Below are 22,461 nucleotides of genomic sequence, written 5' to 3'. Positions count from 1 at the left end.
GCGGTGCGGCCTTGCCGGCTCGTGCCGCGCATCCATCTCGCGGACTCGCGGCGCTTGAGAGAATTCGACCGTTCGAGACCGGCTTGGTCGTGGCCGGCCCGGCGCCCCGCGGCGAACGCCGCGCGCGGGCCGCGACTGTTTCGCGTCGGCTGAATCCGGAAACCTCTTGGCCGGCCGGCATGATGGTTTCATGACAGGGGACGCGCCGGGCCCGCCCGCCGGGCGGTCTGCTTCGTGCATGGCGCAGCGCCGAACCGATCACGGGAGGCTCGATCCCGGCACCTCGTCCGCACGACGCATCGCGGGCCGCGCGAGCGCCCGCTTCCCCAAGAGGCTCCCTGCGCGCCATGAGCTCTCCCAACCGATGAGCCCTTCCACCCCATGAGCCGTTCCACCCCATGAGTACCGTCATCCTGGGCGGAGCCGGCTTCGTCGGGCTGAACCTCGCCCACCACCTCCTCGCGGGCGGCGGCGACGTGCGGCTCCTCGACCGGGCCCCGCCTCCGCCGGCGCTCCTCGCGGCGCTCGCCGCGCCGCCCGGCCGCCTCGACCTCGTGCCCGGCGACGTGACCGATCCGGCCGCCCTGTCGGCGGCGATCCGCCCGGGCACCGACGCGGTGGTGATCGCCGCCGCGGTGACGGCGGACGCCGCCCGCGAGGCCGCCGATCCGGCGTCCATCCTGGCCGTCAACCTGACCGCAATGGTGCCGATCCTGGAGGCCTGCCGCCGGGCCGGGGTACGCCGGGTGGTGAACCTGTCCTCGGCGGCGGCCTACGGCGCGGTGCGAGCCGAGCGCCTGTCCGAGGACCTGCCGGCGCGGCCCGAGAGCCTCTACGCCGTCACCAAGTTCGCCTCGGAGGCCGTGCTGGCGCGGCTCTGCGGGCATTGGGGACTCGACGGGGTGAGCGTGCGCCTGAGCGCGGTGTTCGGCCCGTTCGAGCGCGACACGTCGTTTCGCGATACCCTGAGCCCGCAGGCGCAGATCTGGGCGGCGGCGCGGGCCGGCACCCCGGCCCTGCTGCCGCGGCCGGGCCTGCGGGACTGGCTCTACGCCCCGGACGCCGCCGCCGCGGTGGCGCGGATCCTCCACGCGCCGCGCCTGGATTCCCGGCTCTACAACGTGTCGAGCCCCGTCGTCTGGCCGGTGCTGGCCTGGGGCGAGCGGCTGGCGCGGTCCCGGCTCACGCAGGCCGGCTTCGCCTGCCGCCTCGCCGCGCCGGGCGAGGCCCCGACGATCACGCTGCACGGCGACACCGACCGGCCGCCGCTGGCGACCGACCGGCTGCGCGACGAGCTCGGCTGGGAGGCCGCGCAGGGATGCGAGACCTCCGCCGATGCGTTCCTGGCCTGGCACGAAGCGCGGGAGGATGTCCGATGAGGTTCGACGGCAAGGTCGCGGTGGTGACCGGCGGCGGCTCCGGGATCGGCGCCGCGACGGCGCGGCTCCTCGCCGAGGCCGGCGCCCGGGTGGCGGTGATCGACCGGGACGCTGCGGCGGCAGAGGCCGTGGCGGCGGAGATCGGCGGCCTCGCCCGGGCGTCCGATGTCGGCGATCCCGCGGCGGTCGCCGCCGACGCCGCGGCGATCGTCTCGGGCCTCGGCGGCATCGACGTCCTGGTGACGGCGGCGGGCTTTTCGGTGGGCGGCACCGTCGAGACCACCGCGCCCGCGGACTGGGACGCGGTGTTCCGCGCCCATGTCGGCGGCACCTGGCTGTGGGCGGGACAAGCGGTGCCGGTGATGCGGGCCCGCGGCGGCGGCGCGATCGTCACGGTCGCCTCGCAGCTCGCGCTCGCCGGCGGGCGCGGCAACAGCGCCTACATCGCCGCCAAGGGTGCGGTGCTGAGCCTCACCCGCACCATGGCGCTCGACTTCGCCGCCGACGGCATCCGGGTCAACGCCGTGGTGCCGGGCGCGGTCGAGACGCCGCTCCTCGCCCGCAGCTTCTCCCGCGCCGCCGACCCGGCCGCCGCCCGCGCGGCCTCCGAGGCCCGCCACGCGATGAAGCGCCTCGGGCAGCCCGAGGAGGTCGCCCGCGCCATTCTCTATCTCGCCAGCGATGCCGCTTCCTTCACCACCGGCGCCGCCCTGCCGGTGGAGGGCGGCTGGCTCTCCGCCTGAAGGTTTTGCATGTCCCTCGACGCTCTTCGGCTCCGCGTCCGCGACGAGATCGCCCGCACGGCCCATCCCCGCGCGCCCTGGCTGACGCCCCGCACCGGCCCGGACGGCCAACCCGCCCACGACGTGATCGTGGTCGGGGCCGGGCAATCCGGCCTCGCCGTCGCCTTCGGGCTGATGCGGGCGCAGGTCATCAACATCCTGGTGCTCGACCGGGCACCGAAAGGTTTCGAGGGCCCCTGGCTCACCTACGCCCGCATGCGCACCCTGCGCAGCCCGAAGGATTTTACCGGACCCGATCTCGGCCTGCCGGCGCTCACCTACCAGTCCTGGCACGAGGCCCGCTACGGGCAGGCCGCCTGGGAGGCGTTGGACCTGATCCCCCGGGAGGACTGGGCCACGTATCTCGCCTTCGTGCGCGACGCCATCGGCGTGCCGGTCGAGAACGGCGTGACGGTCACCGGCCTCGCGCCGGCCGACGGCCTCCTGGCGGTGACGGATTCGAGTGGCACGGTGCGCTACACCCGCAAGGTCGTGCTCGCCACCGGCCAGGAGGGCGCCGGGCGCTGGGCGATGCCCGAGGCGCTGGCGGACCTGCCGCCCAGCCGCGTCGCCCGCACCGACGACGCGATCGACTTCGCAAGTCTGGAGGGGAAGCGCGTCGCGGTGATCGGCGCCGGCGCCTCGGCCTTCGACAACGCCGCCACGGCGCTCGAAGCCGGCGCCGCCGCGGTGACCGTGCTGTGCCGGCGGGCCGAGGCGCAGGTGGTGCAGCCCTATCGCTGGCTGACCTTCGCGGGCTTCCTGCGCCATCTCGGCGACCTCGACGACGCTTGGCGCTGGCGCTTCATGAGTGCGGTAATGGGCCTGCGCGAGGGCTTTCCGCAGGCGACCTGGGACCGCTGCGCCCGGCACCCGGCCTTCCGGTTTCTCCCCGGCGCCCCCATCCGCGCGGCGCGGATGGACGGCGGCGCGGTCGTCCTCGACACGCCGCGGGGCGCGGTGACCGCCGATCTCGTGATCGCCGCCACCGGCGTCACCGTCGATTACGCGGCGCGGCCCGAATTGTTAGCGTTTGCCCACAACATCGCCACCTGGGGCGACCGCTACGCCCCGCCGCCGGAGGAACGCGACGAGCGCCTCGCCGCCTACCCGTATCTCGGCGGCGACTACGCCTTCACCGAGCGCGAGCCCGGCCTGACGCCGTGGATCGGAAACATCCACCTGTTCGGCATCGCCTCCACGGTGAGCCACGGCCCCTCCGGCTCGTCGATCAACGCCATGACGACCGCGGTGCCGCGCCTGGTCTCGGGCCTGACCCGGGGATTGTTCACCGCCGATCTCGACCGCCACTGGACCGACTTCCGGGCCTACGACGTGCCCCAGGCGGTGTTGCGCTGAGCCTTCGTGTTAGCTCTTGCCCCCGGCTCGTCCCTGGTCTCGAATGGCGCTCGCTGGAACGGCCCTTGCAAGAAGGCCGACCGGATCGGGGATGCAGGGAAGGAACCGGCGTGACGAAGACCAGCATGCGGACGGGCGGCCTCGCGGCGGCCCTGCTCACGGCCCTCGTCGTGGCGGGGCCGGCGAGAGCCCAGAGCCGGGCCGAGACCCTGCGCTACGTCACCGGGGCCGCGGTCAACACCCTCGACCCGACCATGCCGGGCACGACCCGCGAGGCCTTCGCGATCAGCCTCTCGACCTACGACCGCCTCGTCACCTTCGGCCGCAAGAAGCTCGGCGACAATTGGGTGTTCGACCTCGATTCGGTGCGCGGCGAACTCGCCGAACGCTACGAGGTCAGCCCCGACGGCCTCACCCTCACGTTCTTCCTGCGCAAGGACGCCAAGTTCCAGGACGGCACTCCGGTCACGGCCGACGACGTGAAGTGGTCGCTCGACCGCGCCGTCTCGGCGAAGTCGCTCGCCGCGCCGCAGCTCCTCACCGGCTCGCTGACGAGCCCCGACCAGTTCGCGGTGGTCGATCCCCATACCTTCAAGGTGACGCTGCCGAAGCCCGACCGGCTGGCGCTCCCGAACCTCGCCACCGTCTACGCCATCGTGATCAACTCCAAGGTCGCGAAGTCGCACGCGACGGCCGAAGACCCGTGGGCGCAGGCCTGGCTCAAGGACCACGCCGTCGGCAGCGGCGCCTACGGCGTCGACGTGTTCAAGCCCGGCGAGCAGGTGGTGCTGAAGCGCAACGCCGACTGGACGGGGGCGGCCCCGGACAAGCCCGCCGGCTTCAAGCGCATCATCGCCCAGACCATTCCCGATCCGGCAACCCGCGCCAACCTCGTCGAGAAGGGCGACGCCGACATCGTCATCGACCTCCAGGCCAACGACGCGCTGGCGCTGAAGGAGCGCGGCAAGCTGAAGGTGATCGCCACGCCGCAATTCAACGCGGTGACGCTGATCTCCTTCAACACGAAGCTGCCGCCCTTCGACAAGGTCGAGGTGCGCCAGGCGCTGGCCTACGCCCTGCCCTACGATGCGATGTTCAAGGCCGCCCTGTTCGGCCGCGGCAAGCCGCTCTTCGGCGCGACCTGGGGCGAGGGCGACCCCGCCCCCGTCTTCCCCGTCGCCCAGCCGGTGACCCTCGACCTGGCGAAGGCCAAGGCGCTGCTGGCGAAGGCCGGGCTGCCGGATGGGTTCTCGACCACCTTCAGCTTCAATGTCGGCCAGGCCGCCACCGCCGAGCCGATGGCCGCGCTGATCCGCGAATCGCTCGAGAAGATCGGCGTCAAGGTCGAGATCCAGAAGCTGCCCGACGCGCAGATGTCGACGCAGGTGAGCGAGAAGAAGCTGCCGTTCTTCACCGAGGGCATCGTCGCCTGGCTGCCCTCGCCGGATTACTTCTATCGCAACTTCTACACCGGCAACCAGCGCTGGAACTACAGCTCGATCGACGATCCCGAGATCAACACGCTCGCCGCCGAGGCGCGGTTCGAGCGCGACCCGGCGAAGTACGACGACGAGGCCCGGGCGCTCAACAAGCGCCACCTCGCCCTGATGCCGCAGATCCCGATCTGGCAGCCGAACCAGGACGCCGTGATGGCCCAGTCCGTCGACGGCTACACCTACCAGTTCCACCGCCAGGTCGATTACCGCGACCTGTCGAGGAAGTAGGATGGCCTCCGCCTCCGGCATCGCCCGGCGCACCGGGCGGCGCTTCCTGTCCTCGCTGCCGGCGCTCCTCGGCGTCCTGGTCTTCACCTTCCTGCTGATGCGGGTGCTGCCCGGGGACCCGGCGGTGTTCTTCGCCTCCGGGCCCAATGCCGGCAAGGCGGAGATCGAGGAGATCCGCCGCCAGATGGGCCTCGACAAGCCGGTGCCCGAGCAGCTGGTGCGCTATCTCGGCGACGTGGCGCGGGGCCAGCTCGGCCGCTCGATGACGACCGGGCAGCCGGTGCTGACGGATCTGCGCCAGCGCCTGCCGGCCTCCCTCGAACTGACCGTCTCGGCGCTCGTCATCGCGCTCCTCCTGGCGATCCCGCTCGGGATCGCGGCGGCGCTCCGGCCGGGCTCGGCGGTGGATCATGCCGTGCGCTTCCTGTGCGCGCTCGGGGTCTGCGTGCCGACCTTCGTGTCGGGGCTCCTGCTGATCTACGTCTTCTACTACCTGCTCGGCGTCGCGCCGGATCCGACCGGCCGCGTCGACGTGTTCGCTGCGAGCCCGCCGGACATCACCGGCTTCCTGCTGATCGACTTCCCGCTCGTCGGGGATTGGGAGGGCTTTCGCGCCGCGGCCGGGCAATTGGTGCTGCCGGCGCTCACCATGGCGCTGTTCGTGCTGGCGCCGCTCGCCCGCATCACCCGGGCGGCGATGCTGAGCGTGCTCGGCAGCGACTTCATCCGCACCGCCCGCTCGCTCGGCCTGCCGCGGCGGCGGGTGATCGTGACCTACGCGCTCCGCAACGCGATCCTGCCGGTGCTGACCATCGCGGGCATCGTCTTCTCCACCATGCTCGGGGCCAACGTGCTGGTGGAGAAAGTGTTTTCCTGGCCCGGGGTCGCCTCCTACGCGCTCGATGCGCTGCTCGCCTCCGACTACGCCCCGGTCCAGGGCTTCGTGCTCTTGATGGCGAGCCTGTTCGTCGTCGTGAACCTCACGGTCGACGTGCTCTACGGCCTCGCCGACCCGCGCGTCTCCATCGAGTGATCGGATGCGAGGAACCCGATGAACGCCGTCTCCCCGACCCTCGCGCCCCCGCCCAGCACCCTGCGGCACGCCGCTTACGTGCTGCGCGAGAACCCGCTCACCGCCGTCGCGGCGGCAGGCGCCACGCTGCTCGGCCTCGTCGCGCTCTTCAGCCCCTGGCTCACCCCCTACGATCCCGTCGCCTCCGACGTCTCGGTGGCGCTCCAGCCGCCGAGCGCCGCGCATTGGGCCGGCACCGACCAGCTCGGCCGCGACGTGTTGAGCCGCATCGTCGCGGCGACCCGGCTCGATCTCGGCATCGCGCTCTCGGCGGTGGGGCTCTCCTTCGCACTGGGCGCGGTGATCGGGGGGGTCAGCGGCTATGCCGGCGGCCGGCTCGACCGGGTGGTCGGGCGCCTCGTCGACGTGCTGATGGCCTTTCCGCTCTTCGTCCTGGCGATGGCGCTGGTGGCGGCCCTCGGCAATCGGGTCGAGAACATCGTCATCGCGACCGCGATCATCAACCTGCCGTTCTACATCCGCTTCGCCCGGGCCGAGGTGAACGTGCGGCGCGATGCCGGCTACGTCGAGGCGGCGCGGGCCGGGGGCGAGGGCCACCTCGCGGTGGTCCTGCGCTTCCTCCTGCCGAACGTGCTCCCCGCCATGGCGGTGCAGATCTCGCTCAACCTCGGCTGGGCGATCCTCAACGCGGCCGGCCTGTCCTTCATCGGGCTCGGCGTGCGCCCGCCGACGCCGGAATGGGGAATCCTCGTCGCCGAGGGCGCGCGCTTCATCACCACCGGCAAGTGGTGGCTCGTCGCCTTCCCGGGCCTCGCCCTGATGCTGGCGGTGCTCTGCTTCAACCTGCTCGGCGACGGCCTGCGCGACATCCTCGATCCCCGGATGCGGACCTGATGCAGCCTTCCCTTCTCTCGGTCGAGGACCTGCGGGTCACCTTCGCGACCCGGCGCGGCCCGGTCGAGGCCCTGCGCGGCGTCTCGCTGTCGGTGGTGCCGGGCGAGAGCCTCGGCCTCGTCGGCGAATCGGGATCGGGCAAGTCGGTCACCGCCTTCGCGGCGGCGCGCCTGCTCGATCGGGCCGGGCGCATCGTCGGTGGGCAGGTGCGCTTCCGCGGCCAGGACGTGACACGCCTTTCGGCGGCGGACCTCCGGGCGGCGCACGGCCAGGCGATCGGGATGATCTTCCAGAACCCGCGGGCGGCGCTGAACCCGATCCGCCCGATCGGCCGCCAGCTCGCCGACGTGCTGATGGCGGGCGGCCTGTCGAAGGTCCAGGCCAAGGAGCGGGCGCTGGAGAGCCTGGAGGCGGTGCGCATCCGCGACGCCGCGCGCCGCCTCGACGCCTATCCGCACGAGCTCTCCGGCGGCATGTGCCAGCGGGTGATGATCGCGCTGGCGCTCGCCTGCCGGCCGGCGCTCCTCATCGCCGACGAGCCGACCACGGGCCTCGACGTCACGACCCAGAAGACCGTGATGGATCTCGTCGCCCGGCTCACCGCCGAGCGCGGCATGGCGATGATCCTCATCACCCACGATCTCGGCCTCGCCGCGCAATATTGCGGCCGCATCGCCGTGATGGAGCAGGGCCGCCTCGTCGAGGAGGGCGAGCCGGGGGCTCTGTTCGCCAAGCCCCGCCACCCCTACACCAAGCGCCTCGTCGCCGCCTCGCCGACTCCGACCTCGACGCTCTCCGACCTCGTGCCGGAGGGTCCCCGCCCGCCGGCCCTGAAGCGCCCGGCCCCCGCCCCCGGCACCCCGCCGCTCCTCGAGGTGCAGGGATTGGGCAAGGTGTTCGGCGGCGCCATGGCGGTCGAGGACGTGTCCTTCTCGCTCCGCGAGGGCGAGAGCCTCGGTCTCGTCGGCGAATCGGGCTCGGGCAAGAGCACCACATCGCGGATGATCTGCCGGCTCCTCGATGCCAGCGCCGGACAAATCCTGTTCGACGGCGAATCGATCGGCACGATTCCGGCCCGCGACTTCCACCGCTCGCCCCATCGGCGCGCGATCCAGATCGTGTTCCAGGATCCGACCGACAGCCTCAACCCGCGCTTCTCGGCCTTCGACTGCATCGCCCATCCGCTGAAGCGCCTGACGCCCCTGCGGGGCGAGGCGTTGCGGCTGCGGGTGATCGAGAGCGCCGAGCGGGCGGGCCTTCCGTCGGTTCTCCTCGACCGCTTCCCGCACCAGCTGTCGGGCGGCCAGAAGGCCCGCATCGGCATCGCCCGGGCGATCGCCGTGAAGCCCCGGCTCCTCGTCCTCGACGAGCCGACGGCGGCCCTCGACGTCTCGGTCCAGGCCGGGGTGCTCCGCCTCCTCGACGACCTGCGCCGGGAGGACGGGCTCGCCGTCCTGTTCGTGAGCCACGACCTCAACGTGGTGCGGATGATGTGCGAGCGCACCCTGGTGCTCCAGGGCGGGCGGGTGGTCGAGGAGGGCGTCAGCCGCGACCTCTTCCGGGCGCCGCGCACCGCCTACACGCGGGAGCTGCTGGCCGCGATCCCGCATTTCCGGCCGGGCGCGGGGCGGGGGCTGGCGGCGGAGCCGGCGGCGTGAGCTTTCGAAACTCCGGTCGCGCGCATGCACCCTCCACCCTCTGCGGGGGAGGGTGGCCCCCGAAGGGGGCCGGGAGAGGGGACGCCGCTTCCGAAAAAAGTCGCACGCTTCATGAAAGGCGCCACCTGAATCAGCGTCGCGCTGCCCCTCTCCCGCCCGGCTCCGCCGGGCACCCTCCCCCGCAGAGGGGGGAGGGATAAGCCTGCGTCAATCCTTCCACTCGTTCCGGTCATCGAGGAAATCCCATGCGCGTGATCCGCACCGCCGCCGCCCAGCTCGGGCCGATCCAGAAGGCCGAGGACCGCGACAGCGTCGTCGCCCGGATGATCGCGCTGATGGACGAGGCCAAGAGCCAGGACGCCGACCTGATCGTCTATCCGGAACTGGCGCTCACCACCTTCTTCCCGCGCTGGTACCACGCGGACCGGGCCGAGGCGGACCCCTGGTTCGAGCGCGAGATGCCGGGCCCGGCCACCGCGCCGCTCTTCGCCCGGGCGCGCCAGCACGGCATGGCGATGTCGTTCGGCTATGCCGAGCTGACGCCGGAGGGCCGGCACTTCAACACCTCGATCCTGGTCGACCGCGACGGCGCCATCGTCGGCAAGTATCGCAAGGTCCACCTGCCCGGCCACGTCGAGTTCGATCCCGAGCGCACACACCAGCATCTGGAAAAGCGCTACTTCGAGCCGGGCGACCTCGGCTTCCCGGTCTGGCGGATGCTCGGCGGCATCCTCGGCATGTGCATCTGCAACGACCGGCGCTGGCCCGAGACCTACCGGGTGATGGGTCTGCAGGGCGTCGAGATGGTGGTGCTCGGCTTCAACACCCCCTCGGTCAACAGCCAGCGCAACGCCGAGGGCATCGAGGAGCGGCTGTTCCATCACCGCCTCTCGGTCCAGGCCGGCGCCTACCAGAACGCCACCTGGGTGGTGGCGGTGGCCAAGGCCGGATCGGAAGACGGTCATCACCTCACCGGCGGCACCCTGATCGTCGACCCGAACGGGAAGATCGTGGCCGAGCTCCCCGGCGAGGCCGACGGCGTGATCGTCGCCGCCTGCGACCTCGACGAGACCCGGTTCGGCAAGGAGACGATCTTCGACTTCGCCCGCCACCGCCGACCCGAACATTACGGCCGCATCACCGCCCAGACCGGCGTGGTGCTGCCCGAGTGAAGCCCGGCGGCGCGACCTCAGGCGAGCGCCACGATGCCGATCGCCATCGCGACCGCGGCCTGCGTCGGGTCGATGACCGGGATGCCGAGCTCCCGCTCCAGGCCGCGGCGGTGCACCGCCATGCCGGCGCAGCCCATCACGATGACCCCGGCCCCGTCCCGGTCGCGCAGGTCGCGGCCGACGGCGATCATCCGGGCGAGCGTGTCCGGGCCGCTCGCGGTCTCGGCCACCGTCATCTCGAGCGCCCGCTCGCCGGCCAGCCGCTCGCTCACGCCCATCTGGCGCAGGGCCCGCAGGTGGCGCGGGATCGAGCGGCTCGCCACCGCGATCACGCCGAACCGGTCGGCCCGGGCGAGCGCGGTCAGGATCCCGCATTCGGCGATGCCGAGGACCGGCCGGTCGGTCGCCTCGCGGCAGACGTGCAGGCCGGGATCGGAGTAGCAGGCGATGACATATGCGTCCGCCGCCTCGCGCCGCACGAGGTCGTGAAGCGGCAGGGCCACCTGCTCGACATCGGCCTGCGACTGGATGCCGAACGGCCCCTCGGCCAGCGTCCGGCAGTCGATGGCGAGGCCCGGCCGCGCGAGCGGCGCCAGCGCGTGATCGAGGCCGCGGGTGACGGCCTCGTTCGAGTTCGGATTGATGACGAGGATGCGCCGGTCTCGAGCGGAATCGGTCTTCTGCATGGTGGTCCCCCGATGTGTCAGACCTTCAAGCTAGCAAGTTTCGGACGAGGAACATCCGTATGAGTGAGCCCGCCTTCGACACCGTGATCCGCGGCGGCACCGTCGCCACCGCGAGCGACGTCTTCTCCGCCGATCTCGGCATCCGGGACGGCCGGATCGCGGCGATCGGCCTCGACCTCGCCCCGGGACGGCGGGAGATCGACGCGCGGGGCAAGCTCGTCCTGCCGGGCGGGATCGACAGCCACGCCCATATCGAGCAGCTCTCGGCCTCGGGGCTGATGAACGCCGACACCTGGGAGAGCGCGACCCGCTCGGCGGCGCTCGGCGGCACCACCAGCGTCGTCGCCTTCGCGGCCCAGCATGTCGGGATGGATCTGGCGAAGGTGGTCGCGGACTACACGGCGCTGGCGCAACGCGGCGCGGTGATCGACTACGCCTTCCACCTCATCGTCGCGGACGCGACCGAGAAGGCCCTGACCCAGGACATCCCGGCCCTGGCGAAGGAGGGCCACCTCTCGCTCAAGGCGTTCATGACCTACGACCGCCTGCGCCTCGCCGACGAGGCCCTGCTCGACCTGATGGCGGCGGCCAAGGAGGTGGGCGCGCTGGTCTGCGTCCATGCCGAGAACCACGGGCTCATCGCCTTCGCGAGCCGGCAATTGCTGAAGGACGGCAAGACGGCGCCGAAGTATCATGCCGCGAGCCATCCGCGCCTGTCGGAATCGGAAGCGTTCGAGCGGGTGGTGCGGTTCTCGCAATATCTCGACCAGCCGGTGATGATCTTCCACGTCTCGACCGAGGAAGGCGCCGCGATCCTGCGCCGGGCCCGCGGCGAGGGCGCCAAGGTCTATGCCGAGACCTGCCCGCAATACCTCTTCCTCACCGAATCCGATCTCGACCGGCCGGGGCTGGAGGGGGCGAAGTGGATGTGCTCGCCGCCGCTGCGCGAGGCCCGCGACCAGGAGGCCCTGTGGCGCGCCCTCGCTCTCGGCGACCTCCAGACCGTCTCCTCCGACCACGCCCCCTACCGCTACGACGAGACCGGCAAGCTCAAGGCGGGTCCGGGGGCGACCTTCAAGGAGATCGCCAACGGGATGCCGGGCCTGCAGATGCGCCTGCCGCTGCTCTTCGACGCCATGGTGTCGGGCGGGCGGCTCGGGCTGAAGAAATTCGTCGAGATCACCGCGACGGCACCGGCCCGGATCTACGGCCTCTCGAACAAGGGCTCGGTGGCGGTGGGGATGGATGCCGACCTCTGCCTGTGGGACCCTGACAAGCGTGTCACCCTGTCGGACGAGATGGTGGAGGACCGCACCGGCTTCACGCCCTATGCCGGGCGCACCCTGAAAGGCTGGCCCGAGACCGTGCTTCGCCGCGGCCGGGTCATCGCGGAAGGCGGTGCGGTGACGGCGGAGGCGGGCAGCGGCGCGCCGATCCGGCGGCGCTGAGCGGCGAAGCGGGAGCGCGATTGACCGCGCACGGGCCGGCGACCGGCGGCGGGGCGGGCACGCTCGCCCTCGCCGCGACAGCGGCAGCGAAGCCACGGTGACCGGAGATCGGCCGCGGGTCGCCCGATTCCGCGGCGATCCGTGGCCTGTGGCGGGAGAATCGCCCTAGGTTGGAGGCTCGGTCGAGGAGTCATCCCGCTGTCAACGGTCAAGTCGACGACTGCCCCGGTATCCACCGTTTCGACGGTGCGCCGCAGCTGGTTCTGGACCGCGCTCCAGGCCACCGAGCGCCTGCGCGCGCGGGCTTGGCTCGGCGATCTGGTGGCGCTCGGCGCGACCGCGGTCGCACTCGGCCTGCGGCTCGCGGTGGACGACGTGCTGCCGCCAGGCTTTCCCTACCTGACCTTCTTCCCGGCGGTGATCCTCACCACGTTCTTCTGCGGCCTGCGGGCCGGCATCACCTGCGCCACCTTGAGCGGGTTGTCGGCCTGGTACTTCTTCCTGCCGCCGAGCACGGGGTTCATCCTCTCGGCGCAGTCGGGGCTGGCGCTGGCCTTCTACGTCTTCATCGTCGCCGTCGACATCGGGCTGATCCACATCATGCACACGGCGGGCGAGCGGCTGCGGCACGAGCGTGCCGTGACGGCCGGGCTCTACGAGCAGCAGCGCACCATGTTCCAGGAGCTGCAGCACCGGGTGGCGAACAACATGCAGTTCGTCGCCGCGCTCCTCACCCTGCAGAAGCGCCGGGTCGGCAACGACCCGCAGGCGGCGCTCGCCGCCCTCGACGAGGCGCGCATCCGCCTCGAGACGATCTCGCGCATCCACCGCCGGCTCTACGATCCGAGCCGCATCTCCCTGCCGGTCGGCCAGTACCTGCAGGAACTCTGCGGCGACCTCCTCGACGCAACGGGGGCTCGCAACATCGTCTGCCTCGTCGACGTGCCGCCGGTGCGCTTCGACCTGACGCGGCTCACCACCCTGTCGCTGCTCGTGGTCGAGGTGGTGACCAACGCCCTGAAGCATGCCTTTCCCGACGGCGCCCGCGGCACCATCACGATCCGGATCGAGGCGATGGCGCCGGACCGGATGGCGCTCACCATCGCGGATGACGGGCGCGGCATCCCGGCGGGGTTCGACCCGGAGGCGAGCCGGAGCCTCGGGCTGCGCATCGCGCAAGGGCTCGCGGCCCAGCTCGACGGCACCCTCACCTATGCGGGCGGCCCCGGCACGGTGGTGCGGCTCGACTTCGCCGCCGAGGCCCCGGGCGCCTGAGCGCCGGGGCCGCCCGTCCGTCAGGACAGGCGCAGCAGCAGCGCCAGGGCGGAGACGATCAGCACCGCGAAGGTCGCCAGGATGCCGCCGCCGCGGCAGGCATACTGGCGCGGCGAGTTCGCCGGCGCGGTCATGCCGAACGGATGCAGCACCCGGCCGACCAGCAGCACCGCGAGCAGGCCGTGGACCAGGCCCCGGCTGCCGCCATGGGCCTCGAACAGCCCGACGACGATCAGGATCAGCGGTACGTACTCGGCGAAGTTGGCCTGGGAGCGGGCGCGGTGCAGCAGCACGGCATCGCCGCCGTCGCCGTGCAGCACGTTGGCGGAGAGCCGCCGCGCCATCACCCAGATCGACAGCCCGGCGAAGAGCAGCGCCAGGACCGCGCCGTAGCCGGCGGTCAGGGACGGAAACACCATGGTGATCTCCTCAGGCGCGAGTCGGCGCATGGATGGGGCAACCGTTATGCTCCGCCCGGAACCCGGCCGAGCGCGGATAGACGGCGCGGCGCGCCCGCATCACCGAGCCGAGCGGCCGATGCGCCGCCAGGCCGTGCCACGGGCTGAAGGCGAGACCGTCGTCGAGGCGCCTCACCTTTTCGTCGCTCCACGATTCCTGCGGCGCGATCGTGATCCGCGCCACCGGGACGTAGGGGCTCGCCTCCTCCGGCCAGGGCTTCGAGGCATCCTCGACCGGCATCGTCTCGCGGTCGGTCAGCAGCTGGGCCCGCAGCTCCCACACGCCCTCGTGGGCGCGGAAGAACTCCGAGACCGCCTCGCGCAGGCCGTTCGGCTTGCCGTTGACGTCGAGCGACGCGCCCGTGAGAGCGGTGAGCGCCGGCGCGACCGGGGCGACCGCGACCTTGGCGACGTGATCGCCCCAGCGCAGGGCCGCCTGGCTGTAGAAGGTTTCGCCGAGGATATGCGTCTCGGGATGGCCGCCGAGGCTGATCAACGTCGCGCTCTTGCCTCCCACCGCCTCGAGCGCCCCTTCGAGCCCGCGAAGCGCGGCGGAAAACACCTTCTTGAACACCTGCGGCGTATCGGTGGTGGCGGCCAGGAGCTTCAGGCTCTTCAGGAACGCCTTGGCGTCCGGCGCCGTGAAGGCGGGAGCGTTCGCCAGCACGAAATCCTGGGTCTCGCCCTCGGCCTCGGGAAGCCGTTCGCCGGAGACCCCGATCACCTTCACGGCGAGGCCCCGCGGGGTCGAGACGCTGTCGTCGAGGATGTCGCCCGGGTTGGTCGAGAGCCGCATGACGACGTCGTAGGAGGCGGGTGTCGCAAACAACCCCTGCGCCAGCGCCAGGGGCAGACCCGGCAGCACGGTCAGCCGACCGGTCAGGAGGCCGTGGCTCTTGGCGTGGACGCCGCGCACCGCATGGCCGTAATCCTCCAGCGTGGTCTCCTGGATCTTCCGGAAGACCCGGATCATCTCCGCCTGCACCTCCTCTTCGTCGGGCTGGACGACCTCGAGGGAGGGATCGAAGCGAATCGGCGACTGCATCGTGGCGGGTCTCGCTGAAAGTCAAGGACGCCGGAAGCGTCGCTGCGTCAGCGGAAACTGTTATCCGCAGCCGGTGTTCCGGCTCTCGATGCGGCAGTCACCGCCCGGGCGAGAGACCGGTCCAGCGCCGCGACTAAGGAAACGATTTTTCCGCTCCGGGTCCACGACCGGCGTCGTGAGCACATCGTTCTCTACAACAGGCGTTTGGCGGCAAATTTCTTCTCCTTGCCGCGCGGAGTTTGGGAAGCGCGTTCATTGACGCCCGTCCCCGGCGCGGTTTGAATGCACCGCACAGGACCACCCGGGGCCGCATGGCGTCGCGCCCGGCCGGAACACCACCACGAGGAGCACGCCCCATGCCCGCCGCCGTGAAGGCCCGTACCCTGGTCGACCGCGGCCGCATCCTCGCCTGGAACACCCTGACGATCGCCGTCTTCGTCGCCCTCACCGCCTACGTGGCGCGGATCGACGCGATCCTGCGGTAGCGCGCCGCGCTCACTCCTCCTTCTCCCGCACCAGACCGAGCGACTCCTCCAGCGCCCCGAGCAGCCGGTCGAAATCCCGCCTCTGCGCCTCGCTGAGCCCAGACAGGAGCTTGGCCTCGCGCGCGAGCAGGATCGGCACCAGCTCGGCATAGGTCTGGCGTCCCTGCGGCGTGAGCTCCAGCATCATCTCGCGCCGGTCGTCGCCGCTCTCGCGCCGGGCGAGCAGGCCCAGCTCGATCAGGTGTCCGACGGCCCGGCTGATCCGCGACTTGTGCGTGCGGGTGCAGCGCACGACGTAGGCCGCGCTGCGCGGTTCCGCGTGCTGTCCCAGCGTCGCCAGCACCCGCCATTCCGGGATGTCGATCCCGAACCGCGCGTAGTCGGCGGCCAGCGCGTTGCTGAACTCGCTGGCGAGCCGGTTGAGCCGGAACGGCGAGAAGGCGAGCAGATTCAGGCGGTCCATCGGCTTCGCGTTCGCCTCCATGGCGCTTGAAGGGGGTCACAGCCTACATGAAGTTGCAAGCGCAACATATTGTCCGGCGCCCGGCCGCTCATCACCACGACCGCTCCGATCCGGTGCGGTGCCACGGACCTCTCGCCGACTCGGACAGGCGACCTGCGAACGGCACGTCGGCGGGTGCAATGACCTCCTGGCGGGTCCGCCACAAGGCCATCACCATCGGCCAGGGCGAGAACCGTCCTGCCCGCGCCTTGTCGGTCAGGTCGCGCAGGTAGGCTCCCGGCGCCGCGATGGCGGTTCCGCGCTGGAGGATCGCCGCCACGACGATTGCCGCCGTCTCCTCGCCCATGACCTCCACCGCCCCGGCCCAGACCGTCGGTCCGATGCCGAGGCTCGCCCGCGCCAGCACCGCCGCGCCGAGGAAGTCGCGCCAATGTCCGATCCCGTGCCGGGCGTAAGCCCCGACATCCGGGCAGGCCTCGAGGACGAGCCTCAACGGCAGTACCCGCGTCGGCGGCACCACGGTGTCGGGTCCGGTCTCCCCGGGATCCGTCTCCTGTCCCCGCAAACCCCGTTCAAGATTCTGGAAAGACTCAGGTTTTGAACTCTGATGGTGGCAGCCGATCTGGGACTCACTGGCGCCCGTTTTTCCGAATTCCAGCGATTCCGCCAGGCACTTATCCACCTCCGCCCGCAAATCCCGCAATCCGCCGGCGATCTCGGTCAGAGCCGCGTTGCCGGCCGAGCGCGGCGGCATCGCGCCCGCTCCCGCGAGATGAGCCTCGATCGCGTCCCAGGCCCCTGCCAGCCCTTCTGCGCGGGCGAAGGCGACGATCTTGCCGATGTCCCGGCGCAGGAGCGAGATTTCCTCGCGCAGGAGCGCCCGTGTCCTGGCGGCGGCCCGCACCTCGCCGGCCAGCGCCTCGAACTCCTGGGCGCGCGCCACCAGGGGCGAGAGGTCGAAGCCGAAGGCCTGCTCGATCCGGCCGCCCTCGCCGCGCCTCGCGTAGCGCTTGCCGTTGGGGCTGTCGCGGCGGATCACCAGGCCGGCCTCGACGAGCTGCGTCAGCGCGCGGCGCAGCGTCGTCGGCGACGGGCCATGGGCGCGCACCGACAATTCGCGGTTGGAGGGAAACACCACCAGGTCGGTACCCGGGGTCAGGGCGGTCTCGGGGTGGAAGCTCAGGAGCGCCGACAGGACAGCGAGCGCCCGGTCTCCGACACCGAGGCGAGCCTTCGCTTCGGTCAGGTCGCGGAAGGTCCGCCATTTGTGGCTGGCGGCCTCGTCCGGGCACGCTTTCGCCGCCGCCTGCGCCGCCATCATGGCAAGCGACAACGGCCGCCGCCCGAAGGGCGTCGTCGGTTGGGTCTGGGACATGGCCGTGCCTGTCGTCAGGCAACAGAAAAGGGTTCGCCGAATCGGCGCCACGCTTGACAGAATGTGCCGGATTTGATTCTCTCAGGCTGCCAGGCACTAAGAGAAGGGCTTCCGGGGCGTCGCTTCGGGGGCCTTTTTCTTTTGCCGGATCGATCCTTTCTGGGTTCGCGTGAGTGGAACCGCCCGAGGCGGGGTTAAACCGGGCCGAGTGACCCGATTCTCACCGGAGCGAGATCTTGTCGGAAGAGGGAGCCCGGCTCACGCCGCCCTCCCCCAGGCCCGGGCGATCTCGCCGGCAATCTCGGCATTGACCGCATCCAGCGCCTCGACCGTCCGGTCGTAGGCCTGGCGGGTCGCGCCCTCGCGGCCGGCCTCGTAGAGGGTCCGGCCCGAGGCGCCGGCCTGCGCGATCGCGCAGGCGAGCGGCACCGCATGGGTCATCACCTGCTCGCCGAAGAGCGCCCGCAACAGCCCGACGATCTGGGTCTGCGGCCCGTCATTCGGCTCGTAGCGGGTAACGAGGTAGCGCAGGAAGTCGTGGCGCAGGTCGCCCCCGGCCTCGCGCACGGTGCCGAGCAGGTCGGCGGTCATCCGCAGCGAGCCGGACATGCCGGCGAGGTCGAGCATCTGCGGCTGCACCGTCACCAGGATGCCGGTCGCCGCGCAGAGCGCCCCGAGGGTCAGGACCCCGAGCTGCGGCGCGCAATCGACCACCACCACGTCGTAGCGGCCGGAGACCCCGGCGAGCGCCTCGGCGACGCGGCCGACCGCACCCTCCGGCATCGCCGCCGAGAGCGGACCCCCATGCTCGCAGGCCATCAGCTCGAGATGGCCGGGCACGAGGTCGATGCCGGAAAAATGGGTCGGGCGCACGATCTCGCCGAGCGGCCGCTCGCCGCCGTCGCGCCGCACCGCCCCGTAGAGGGTCTGGCTCACGCCGACATCGAGCTCCGGCCGGCAGCCGAACAGGCCCGACAAAGCCGCCTGCGGGTCGAGGTCGACCGCGAGCACCCGGTAGCCCTGCAGCGCCAGGTACTGCGCCAGGTGCGCCGCCACCGTGGTCTTGCCCGAGCGGCCCTTGACGTTCGTCACCGCCAGGACCTGCAGGTGCTCGCCGGTCCGGCGGTGGCGCAGGTAGCCCGGCCGCGTCCGCGCCAGGTGCCGGCGCACGTCGTTGATCTGCGCCAGGGTGAATTGCCGCCGGCCCGCCGGGCCCTTCTCGGGCTCCAGCCCCTCGTCCGACAGGATCAGCTGGCGCAGGTAGGCGTCGGTGATGCCGATGAGGCGCGCCGCCTCGCCGGTGGGAAAGCGCCGCAATTCGCGCCGCGCCGCCGGAGGGCCGAGGCGCTCGCGCACCTCGTCGATCTGGCGCGACAGGGCGTCGGCATGGGCCGCGATCACGGCGTCGAACGACGCGGCGGAGGATGACCTCCGCCCGGCGATTCGACTTTCGGCAGCCTTCGACATCTACGCTTTCCAGCCTCATCCGAGCTTGTGAGCGTAGTTTGGCCGGCTCGGCGGACGGAGAGTCAAGCGTTAAGCCCCGGGCCCTCCGATTCAGGAGTCGACAACCTTTTCTCCACAGGAGTCAGGCGCTTCGCGTCGATCGCGCTGGGACCGACGGGCCGAATCGTGCGTTGGAGCCGAATCGCGATCGTGCCGCCGCCGCCGGATCAGCGCGCGGCGCGCAGCCGGTCGAGCAGTCCGGAATCGGCGTAGCCGTCGGGCACCAGCCCGGCCTCGGCCTGCCAGGCGCGGATCGCCGCCCGGCTGCGCGGGCCGATCCGCCCGTCCACTCCGCCGGCCGGATGGCCCTTCGCCTCCAGCAGCGCCTGGATCTCCCGCCGCTCGTCCCGGGCGAGCGGCCGGTCGTCCCGGGGCCAGGGCCGCACGAAGCCCGGCTCGCCCGTCAGCCGGTCGGAGAGATGCGCCACCGCCAGCGCGTACGAGAAGGCGGCGTTGTAGCCGAGCAGCGCCGAAAAATTCGGGCGCAGCAGGAAGGCCGGGCCCTTCGCGCCGGCCGGCAGGACGAGGCGCGCGGTATCGCCGTCCGCGCCGATAGGCCGGGCGGCCGGTGCGAGCCCGAGGGCGCGCCACTCGGCGAGCGTCCGCATCGTCGTCTCGTCGGCGAGGCGATAGTCGAAGCCCGCCGGCAGCAGCACCTCGCCGCCCCAGCCCTCCCCGGGCCGCCACCCCAGGGTCCGCAGGTACTGCCCCGTCGAGGCGAGCGCGTCCGGCGCCGAGGTCCAGATGTCGGCCCGGCCGTCGCCGTCGAAATCGACGGCGTGGCGCAGGTACGTCGTCGGCATGAACTGGGTGTGGCCCATCGCGCCGGCCCAGGAGCCGGTCAGCCGGTCCGGCGTGGTACGGTTCAGATCGAGGATCCGCAGGGCCGCCACCAGCTCCTCGGTCCAGGTGCCGACCCGCGGTCCTCCGGCGCAGGTCAGGGTGGCGAGCGAGCGAACCACCGGCCGCACCTTGCGGGGATCGTCGAGCACGCTGCCGTAGCCCGATTCGATGCCCCAGATCGCCACCAGCACGTGCCGGTCGACGCCGGTCGACGCCTCGATCGCCGGCAGGCTCGCCTCCGAGGCGAGTTTCGCCCGGCCGTCGGTCACCGCCTCCTCGCTCACCGCGGCGTCGAGATAGGCCCAGACCGGCTTCTCGAACTCCGCCTGGCGTCCCGTCGCCGCGACGACGTCCGGATCGGCGGTGAGCCCGGAGAGCTGCGCCTCCGCCAGGGCCGGCGTCACCCCCTGGTCGCGCGCCCTGGCGACGAGGCCGGCCAGGCACTCGGCCATCGCGGGCGCCGCCTCGGGTGCCGGCTGCGCCAGGGCGGCCGGGCCGGCGAGCAGCGCCAGAAACACCAACCTCGTCCGCATCGAAGACCCTCCCGGTCGGTGATTCCGAGAGAATAAGGCGTCCGGCCGCTCCGCGTCAGGGTTCGGGCAGGGCAAAGACCGTCAATTGGCCGCCTGCGGCGGTGTACTGGGACAAGGCGGCGTAGCCGCCGACCGCCCCCGAGCCCTCGGCCGGGTCGGTGAGCCCGGCGGCGAGGCCGATTCCGGCCCAGCCGCCGATCCCGGAGAGCACCGCCACGTATTGCCGACCGTCATGCATGTAGGTGGTGACGTTGCCGACGATCCCGGAGGGCGTCTTGAAGCGGTAGAGTTCCCGTCCCGTCACGGCGTCGACCGCCTTCAGGTAGCCTTCGAGGGTGCCGTAGAACACCACCCCGCCGGCGGTGGCGAGCGCCCCCGACCAGACCGAGAACGGCTCAGGGATCGACCACTTGATGCGGCCTAAAAGATTGTCCCAGGCGATAAAGGCGCCGGTCCGGTCGGTGCCCGGCGGCGGATGCAGCGTCAGCGTCGCCCCGACATAGGGCTGGCCCGGCGTGTAGGTGACGTGGAACGGCTCGTAATCCATGCACATGTGGTTGGTCGGCACGTAGAACAGGCCGGTCGCCGGCGAGTAGGCGGCGGGCTGCTGGTTCTTGGCGCCGAGCGCGCCCGGGCAGATGCCCGTGACGGTCTCGTCCTCCCCGGTCGTGCCCGGGGCGTAGCGCTCGTCCACCACCGGGCGGCCATAGGCCGGCGAGGCGGGGTCGAGCTCGATGCGCTTGGCCCAGTTCACGCTCGGATCGAATTTTTCCGCCACCAGCAGCGCGCCGGTTGCCCGGTCGAGGGTGTAGCCGAAGCCGTTGCGGTCGAAATGCGTGAGGAGCCGGCGCTTCTGTCCCCCGACCTCCTGGTCGGTCAGGATCATCTCGTTGACGCCGTCGTAGTCCCACTGGTCGTGCGGCGTCATCTGGTAGACCCAGCGCGCCATGCCGGTGGTCGCGTCGCGGGCGACGATCGCCATCGCCCAGCGGTTGTCGCCCGGGCGCTGCGCCGGGTTCCAGGTCGAGGGGTTGCCGGTGCCGTAATAGACGAGGTCGAGGTCGGGATCGTACGAGAACCAGCCCCAGGCGCAGCCGCCGCCGGTCTTCCACTGCTCGCCCTCCCAGCTCGTCAGCGACGAATCGGGGCCGACCGGGCGCCCGAGCTCCGTCGTCTTCGCGGGATCGACCAGCATGTCGGCATCCGGCCCGGTGGCGTAGGCGCGCTAGAGCCGCCGCCCCGTCGCCTGGTCGTAGGCGGTGACGTGGCAGCGCGCGCCGTACTCGCCGCCCGACAGGCCGACGATCACGGCGTCCCGCACCGGCATCACCGCCGCGGTGTTGGTCTCGCCCCGGGCCGGGTCGCCGTTCCGGACCGACCACAGCACCCGCCCGGTCTCGGCCTCGAGCGCCACGACGGTGGTGTCGGCGAGCTGCAGGAACACCCGCCCGTCCTTGTAGGCGAGGCCGCGATGGACCGTGTCGCAGCACATCACCGCCACCACCGCCGAATCCTGCCGCGGCGCGTAGCGCCACAGGATCTTGCCGTCCTGGTTCAGGTCGAGGGCCGTGACCGTGTTGGGGAACGGCGTGTGCACATACATGATGTGGCCGACGACGAGCGGCGCGCCCTCGTGCCCGCGCAGCACGCCCGTCGAGTAGGTCCAGGCCACGTTCAGCCGCCCGACATTGTCCGGCGTGATCCGGTCGAGGCCCGAGTGGCGCGTGTTGGCGTAATCGACGGTCGGCAGCGCGACCCGGCCCCCCTCCCCGGCGAGAGCCGGGCCGACGCCGAGCAGCAGGGTCGCCAGCATCATCGATCTCATGCCCATCCTCCTCGCCCGGCCGCTTTGGGGGCGCGGCGCCCGTCATAGGCCTTGCCCGCCCGCCGGGCCACGCGCCAGGAGACCCCCGCCGACGCGGCCGCCGACCGACGCTTGACGCTCCACGCGCCCGTCCCAACTCGAAAGGAGACAGTCGTTTGCCAGCCCGCGAGAGTGCCGGGGGCGGCGATGCCGGCTCGTCCGGATTCCGCCGTGTTGACAGGGGAGCCGGCTACCCTTAGACAGCCGCTCACCGACGGGGCGCCGACGAACTGGCCGCCGCGCCGCACCTCCCCAGAGACGAGCGAGCAAGGGCCAGGGCAACCCGGCGCTGCTTTCCGTTTCCGAGGAGGTCGAGATCCGGCTTTGACCGGATCGGCTCTTTGACAAGTTCATACGAGAAAGAGAAGCGTGGACGGCGTCGTCCCTGCGGATCGGATCTTCGGGTCTGGTCGTGAGTAGGATGATGCTGGTCCGACGTTTCGGTGCTCACACGATCAGGTGGAAACGCCGGTCGGTCG

Annotated in this window: 18 protein-coding genes and 1 pseudogene; 11 read left to right on the top strand and 8 right to left on the bottom strand. The window is 71.6% G+C overall.

Annotated elements, in window-relative coordinates:
- Positions 1-398 precede the first annotated feature (398 nt).
- The 8 genes from BMX97_RS29095 (at position 399) to BMX97_RS29060 (ending at position 10,001) form a co-directional block, all read left to right on the top strand.
- On the top strand, positions 399-1,379 hold the full coding sequence (locus BMX97_RS29095) for an NAD-dependent epimerase/dehydratase family protein (protein ID WP_091754647.1): 981 nt from the start codon (positions 399-401) through the stop codon (positions 1,377-1,379).
- Positions 1,376-2,122, top strand: coding sequence for an SDR family oxidoreductase (locus BMX97_RS29090; protein ID WP_091754646.1), 747 nt, complete (start codon positions 1,376-1,378; stop codon positions 2,120-2,122). Before BMX97_RS29095 ends, BMX97_RS29090 begins: the two co-directional genes overlap by 4 nt.
- Before the next feature lie 9 nt (positions 2,123-2,131).
- Positions 2,132-3,520, top strand: coding sequence for an NAD(P)-binding domain-containing protein (locus BMX97_RS29085; protein WP_091754645.1), 1,389 nt, complete (start codon positions 2,132-2,134; stop codon positions 3,518-3,520).
- Between the two features lie 125 nt (positions 3,521-3,645).
- The gene (locus tag BMX97_RS29080) at positions 3,646-5,244 is read left to right on the top strand and encodes an ABC transporter substrate-binding protein (protein ID WP_091754644.1); all 1,599 of its coding nucleotides are present in this window, start codon (positions 3,646-3,648) and stop codon (positions 5,242-5,244) included.
- Between the two features lies 1 nt (position 5,245).
- Positions 5,246-6,277, top strand: a complete 1,032-nt coding sequence (locus BMX97_RS29075) for an ABC transporter permease (RefSeq protein WP_091754643.1) — start codon at positions 5,246-5,248, stop codon at positions 6,275-6,277.
- Positions 6,278-6,295: 18 nt separating this feature from the next.
- On the top strand, positions 6,296-7,171 hold the full coding sequence (locus tag BMX97_RS29070; protein ID WP_091754642.1) for an ABC transporter permease: 876 nt from the start codon (positions 6,296-6,298) through the stop codon (positions 7,169-7,171).
- A complete protein-coding gene (locus tag BMX97_RS29065; RefSeq protein WP_091754641.1) occupies positions 7,171-8,829 on the top strand; it encodes a nickel ABC transporter ATP-binding protein NikE in 1,659 nt (552 codons plus the stop codon). The genes BMX97_RS29070 and BMX97_RS29065 overlap by 1 nt, the downstream gene beginning before the upstream one ends.
- Before the next feature lie 245 nt (positions 8,830-9,074).
- Positions 9,075-10,001, top strand: a complete 927-nt coding sequence (locus BMX97_RS29060; RefSeq protein ID WP_091754640.1) for an N-carbamoyl-D-amino-acid hydrolase — start codon at positions 9,075-9,077, stop codon at positions 9,999-10,001.
- Between the two features lie 17 nt (positions 10,002-10,018).
- On the opposite strand, the gene BMX97_RS29055 is transcribed toward BMX97_RS29060, so the two are convergent.
- Positions 10,019-10,687 (bottom strand): aspartate/glutamate racemase family protein, encoded by a 669-nt coding sequence (locus tag BMX97_RS29055; RefSeq protein ID WP_091754639.1) that lies wholly within the window; start codon positions 10,685-10,687, stop codon positions 10,019-10,021.
- Positions 10,688-10,746: 59 nt separating this feature from the next.
- Here BMX97_RS29055 and hydA point away from each other — a divergent pair, with 59 nt between their 5' ends.
- On the top strand, positions 10,747-12,135 hold the full coding sequence (gene hydA / locus BMX97_RS29050; protein WP_091754638.1) for a dihydropyrimidinase: 1,389 nt from the start codon (positions 10,747-10,749) through the stop codon (positions 12,133-12,135).
- 246 nt (positions 12,136-12,381) lie between these two features.
- Entirely contained in the window at positions 12,382-13,410 is a 1,029-nt protein-coding gene (locus BMX97_RS29045; RefSeq protein ID WP_091754637.1) for a sensor histidine kinase, read from the top strand.
- Between the two features lie 20 nt (positions 13,411-13,430).
- Here BMX97_RS29045 and BMX97_RS29040 read toward each other — a convergent pair whose 3' ends face one another.
- Together BMX97_RS29040 and BMX97_RS29035 are read right to left on the bottom strand one after the other, a co-directional pair.
- Positions 13,431-13,829, bottom strand: a complete 399-nt coding sequence (locus BMX97_RS29040; protein ID WP_091754636.1) for an MAPEG family protein — start codon at positions 13,827-13,829, stop codon at positions 13,431-13,433.
- A 10-nt stretch (positions 13,830-13,839) separates the two neighbouring features.
- A complete protein-coding gene (locus BMX97_RS29035; protein WP_091754635.1) occupies positions 13,840-14,913 on the bottom strand; it encodes a catalase family protein in 1,074 nt (357 codons plus the stop codon).
- Positions 14,914-15,269: 356 nt separating this feature from the next.
- On the opposite strand from BMX97_RS29035, the gene BMX97_RS34280 reads away from it, so the two are divergent.
- Positions 15,270-15,398 carry a hypothetical protein gene (locus tag BMX97_RS34280; RefSeq protein WP_280142827.1) on the top strand — a complete coding sequence of 43 codons (129 nt, stop codon included), beginning with the start codon at positions 15,270-15,272 and terminating at the stop codon, positions 15,396-15,398.
- A gap of 10 nt (positions 15,399-15,408) precedes the next feature.
- Here the strand turns inward: BMX97_RS34280 and BMX97_RS29030 are convergent, their stop codons facing one another.
- The 5 genes and pseudogenes from BMX97_RS29030 to BMX97_RS29010 all read right to left on the bottom strand — a co-directional run bounded on the left by BMX97_RS29030 (position 15,409) and on the right by BMX97_RS29010 (position 21,943).
- Positions 15,409-15,861, bottom strand: coding sequence for a MarR family winged helix-turn-helix transcriptional regulator (locus tag BMX97_RS29030; RefSeq protein WP_177202393.1), 453 nt, complete (start codon positions 15,859-15,861; stop codon positions 15,409-15,411).
- A gap of 91 nt (positions 15,862-15,952) precedes the next feature.
- Positions 15,953-17,236 (bottom strand): plasmid replication protein RepC, encoded by a 1,284-nt coding sequence (repC, locus tag BMX97_RS29025; RefSeq protein WP_091754633.1) that lies wholly within the window; start codon positions 17,234-17,236, stop codon positions 15,953-15,955.
- 258 nt (positions 17,237-17,494) lie between these two features.
- Entirely contained in the window at positions 17,495-18,703 is a 1,209-nt protein-coding gene (gene repA, locus BMX97_RS29020) for a plasmid partitioning protein RepA (protein ID WP_091754632.1), read from the bottom strand.
- A gap of 206 nt (positions 18,704-18,909) precedes the next feature.
- Positions 18,910-20,118, bottom strand: a complete 1,209-nt coding sequence (locus tag BMX97_RS29015; protein WP_091754631.1) for a lytic murein transglycosylase — start codon at positions 20,116-20,118, stop codon at positions 18,910-18,912.
- 55 nt (positions 20,119-20,173) lie between these two features.
- Positions 20,174-21,943: pseudogene (locus BMX97_RS29010) on the bottom strand (methanol/ethanol family PQQ-dependent dehydrogenase).
- Between the last annotated feature and the right edge of the window lie 518 nt (positions 21,944-22,461).

Source organism: Methylobacterium sp. ap11, from assembly GCF_900110515.1.
Lineage (GTDB): Bacteria > Pseudomonadota > Alphaproteobacteria > Rhizobiales > Beijerinckiaceae > Methylobacterium > Methylobacterium ajmalii.
This window is presented reverse-complemented; position numbering and strand designations above follow the sequence as displayed.

Excerpts from the sequence above, each read along its gene's own strand:
- BMX97_RS29095 (WP_091754647.1), top strand. The coding sequence starts at position 399 with ATGAGTACCGTCATCCTGGGCGGAGCCGGCTTCGTCGGGCTGAACCTC.
- BMX97_RS29065 (WP_091754641.1), top strand. The coding sequence starts at position 7,171 with ATGCAGCCTTCCCTTCTCTCGGTCGAGGACCTGCGGGTCACCTTCGCG.
- BMX97_RS29015 (WP_091754631.1), bottom strand. The coding sequence starts at position 20,118 with ATGCGGACGAGGTTGGTGTTTCTGGCGCTGCTCGCCGGCCCGGCCGCC.
- BMX97_RS29090 (WP_091754646.1), top strand. The coding sequence starts at position 1,376 with ATGAGGTTCGACGGCAAGGTCGCGGTGGTGACCGGCGGCGGCTCCGGG.
- BMX97_RS29055 (WP_091754639.1), bottom strand. The coding sequence starts at position 10,687 with ATGCAGAAGACCGATTCCGCTCGAGACCGGCGCATCCTCGTCATCAAT.
- repC (WP_091754633.1), bottom strand. The coding sequence starts at position 17,236 with ATGTCCCAGACCCAACCGACGACGCCCTTCGGGCGGCGGCCGTTGTCG.
- BMX97_RS29030 (WP_177202393.1), bottom strand. The coding sequence starts at position 15,861 with ATGGACCGCCTGAATCTGCTCGCCTTCTCGCCGTTCCGGCTCAACCGG.
- repA (WP_091754632.1), bottom strand. The coding sequence starts at position 18,703 with ATGTCGAAGGCTGCCGAAAGTCGAATCGCCGGGCGGAGGTCATCCTCC.
- BMX97_RS29035 (WP_091754635.1), bottom strand. The coding sequence starts at position 14,913 with ATGCAGTCGCCGATTCGCTTCGATCCCTCCCTCGAGGTCGTCCAGCCC.
- BMX97_RS29075 (WP_091754643.1), top strand. The coding sequence starts at position 5,246 with ATGGCCTCCGCCTCCGGCATCGCCCGGCGCACCGGGCGGCGCTTCCTG.
- hydA (WP_091754638.1), top strand. The coding sequence starts at position 10,747 with ATGAGTGAGCCCGCCTTCGACACCGTGATCCGCGGCGGCACCGTCGCC.
- BMX97_RS29040 (WP_091754636.1), bottom strand. The coding sequence starts at position 13,829 with ATGGTGTTTCCGTCCCTGACCGCCGGCTACGGCGCGGTCCTGGCGCTG.
- BMX97_RS29070 (WP_091754642.1), top strand. The coding sequence starts at position 6,296 with ATGAACGCCGTCTCCCCGACCCTCGCGCCCCCGCCCAGCACCCTGCGG.
- BMX97_RS29085 (WP_091754645.1), top strand. The coding sequence starts at position 2,132 with ATGTCCCTCGACGCTCTTCGGCTCCGCGTCCGCGACGAGATCGCCCGC.
- BMX97_RS29080 (WP_091754644.1), top strand. The coding sequence starts at position 3,646 with ATGCGGACGGGCGGCCTCGCGGCGGCCCTGCTCACGGCCCTCGTCGTG.
- BMX97_RS34280 (WP_280142827.1), top strand. The coding sequence starts at position 15,270 with ATGCCCGCCGCCGTGAAGGCCCGTACCCTGGTCGACCGCGGCCGCATC.
- BMX97_RS29060 (WP_091754640.1), top strand. The coding sequence starts at position 9,075 with ATGCGCGTGATCCGCACCGCCGCCGCCCAGCTCGGGCCGATCCAGAAG.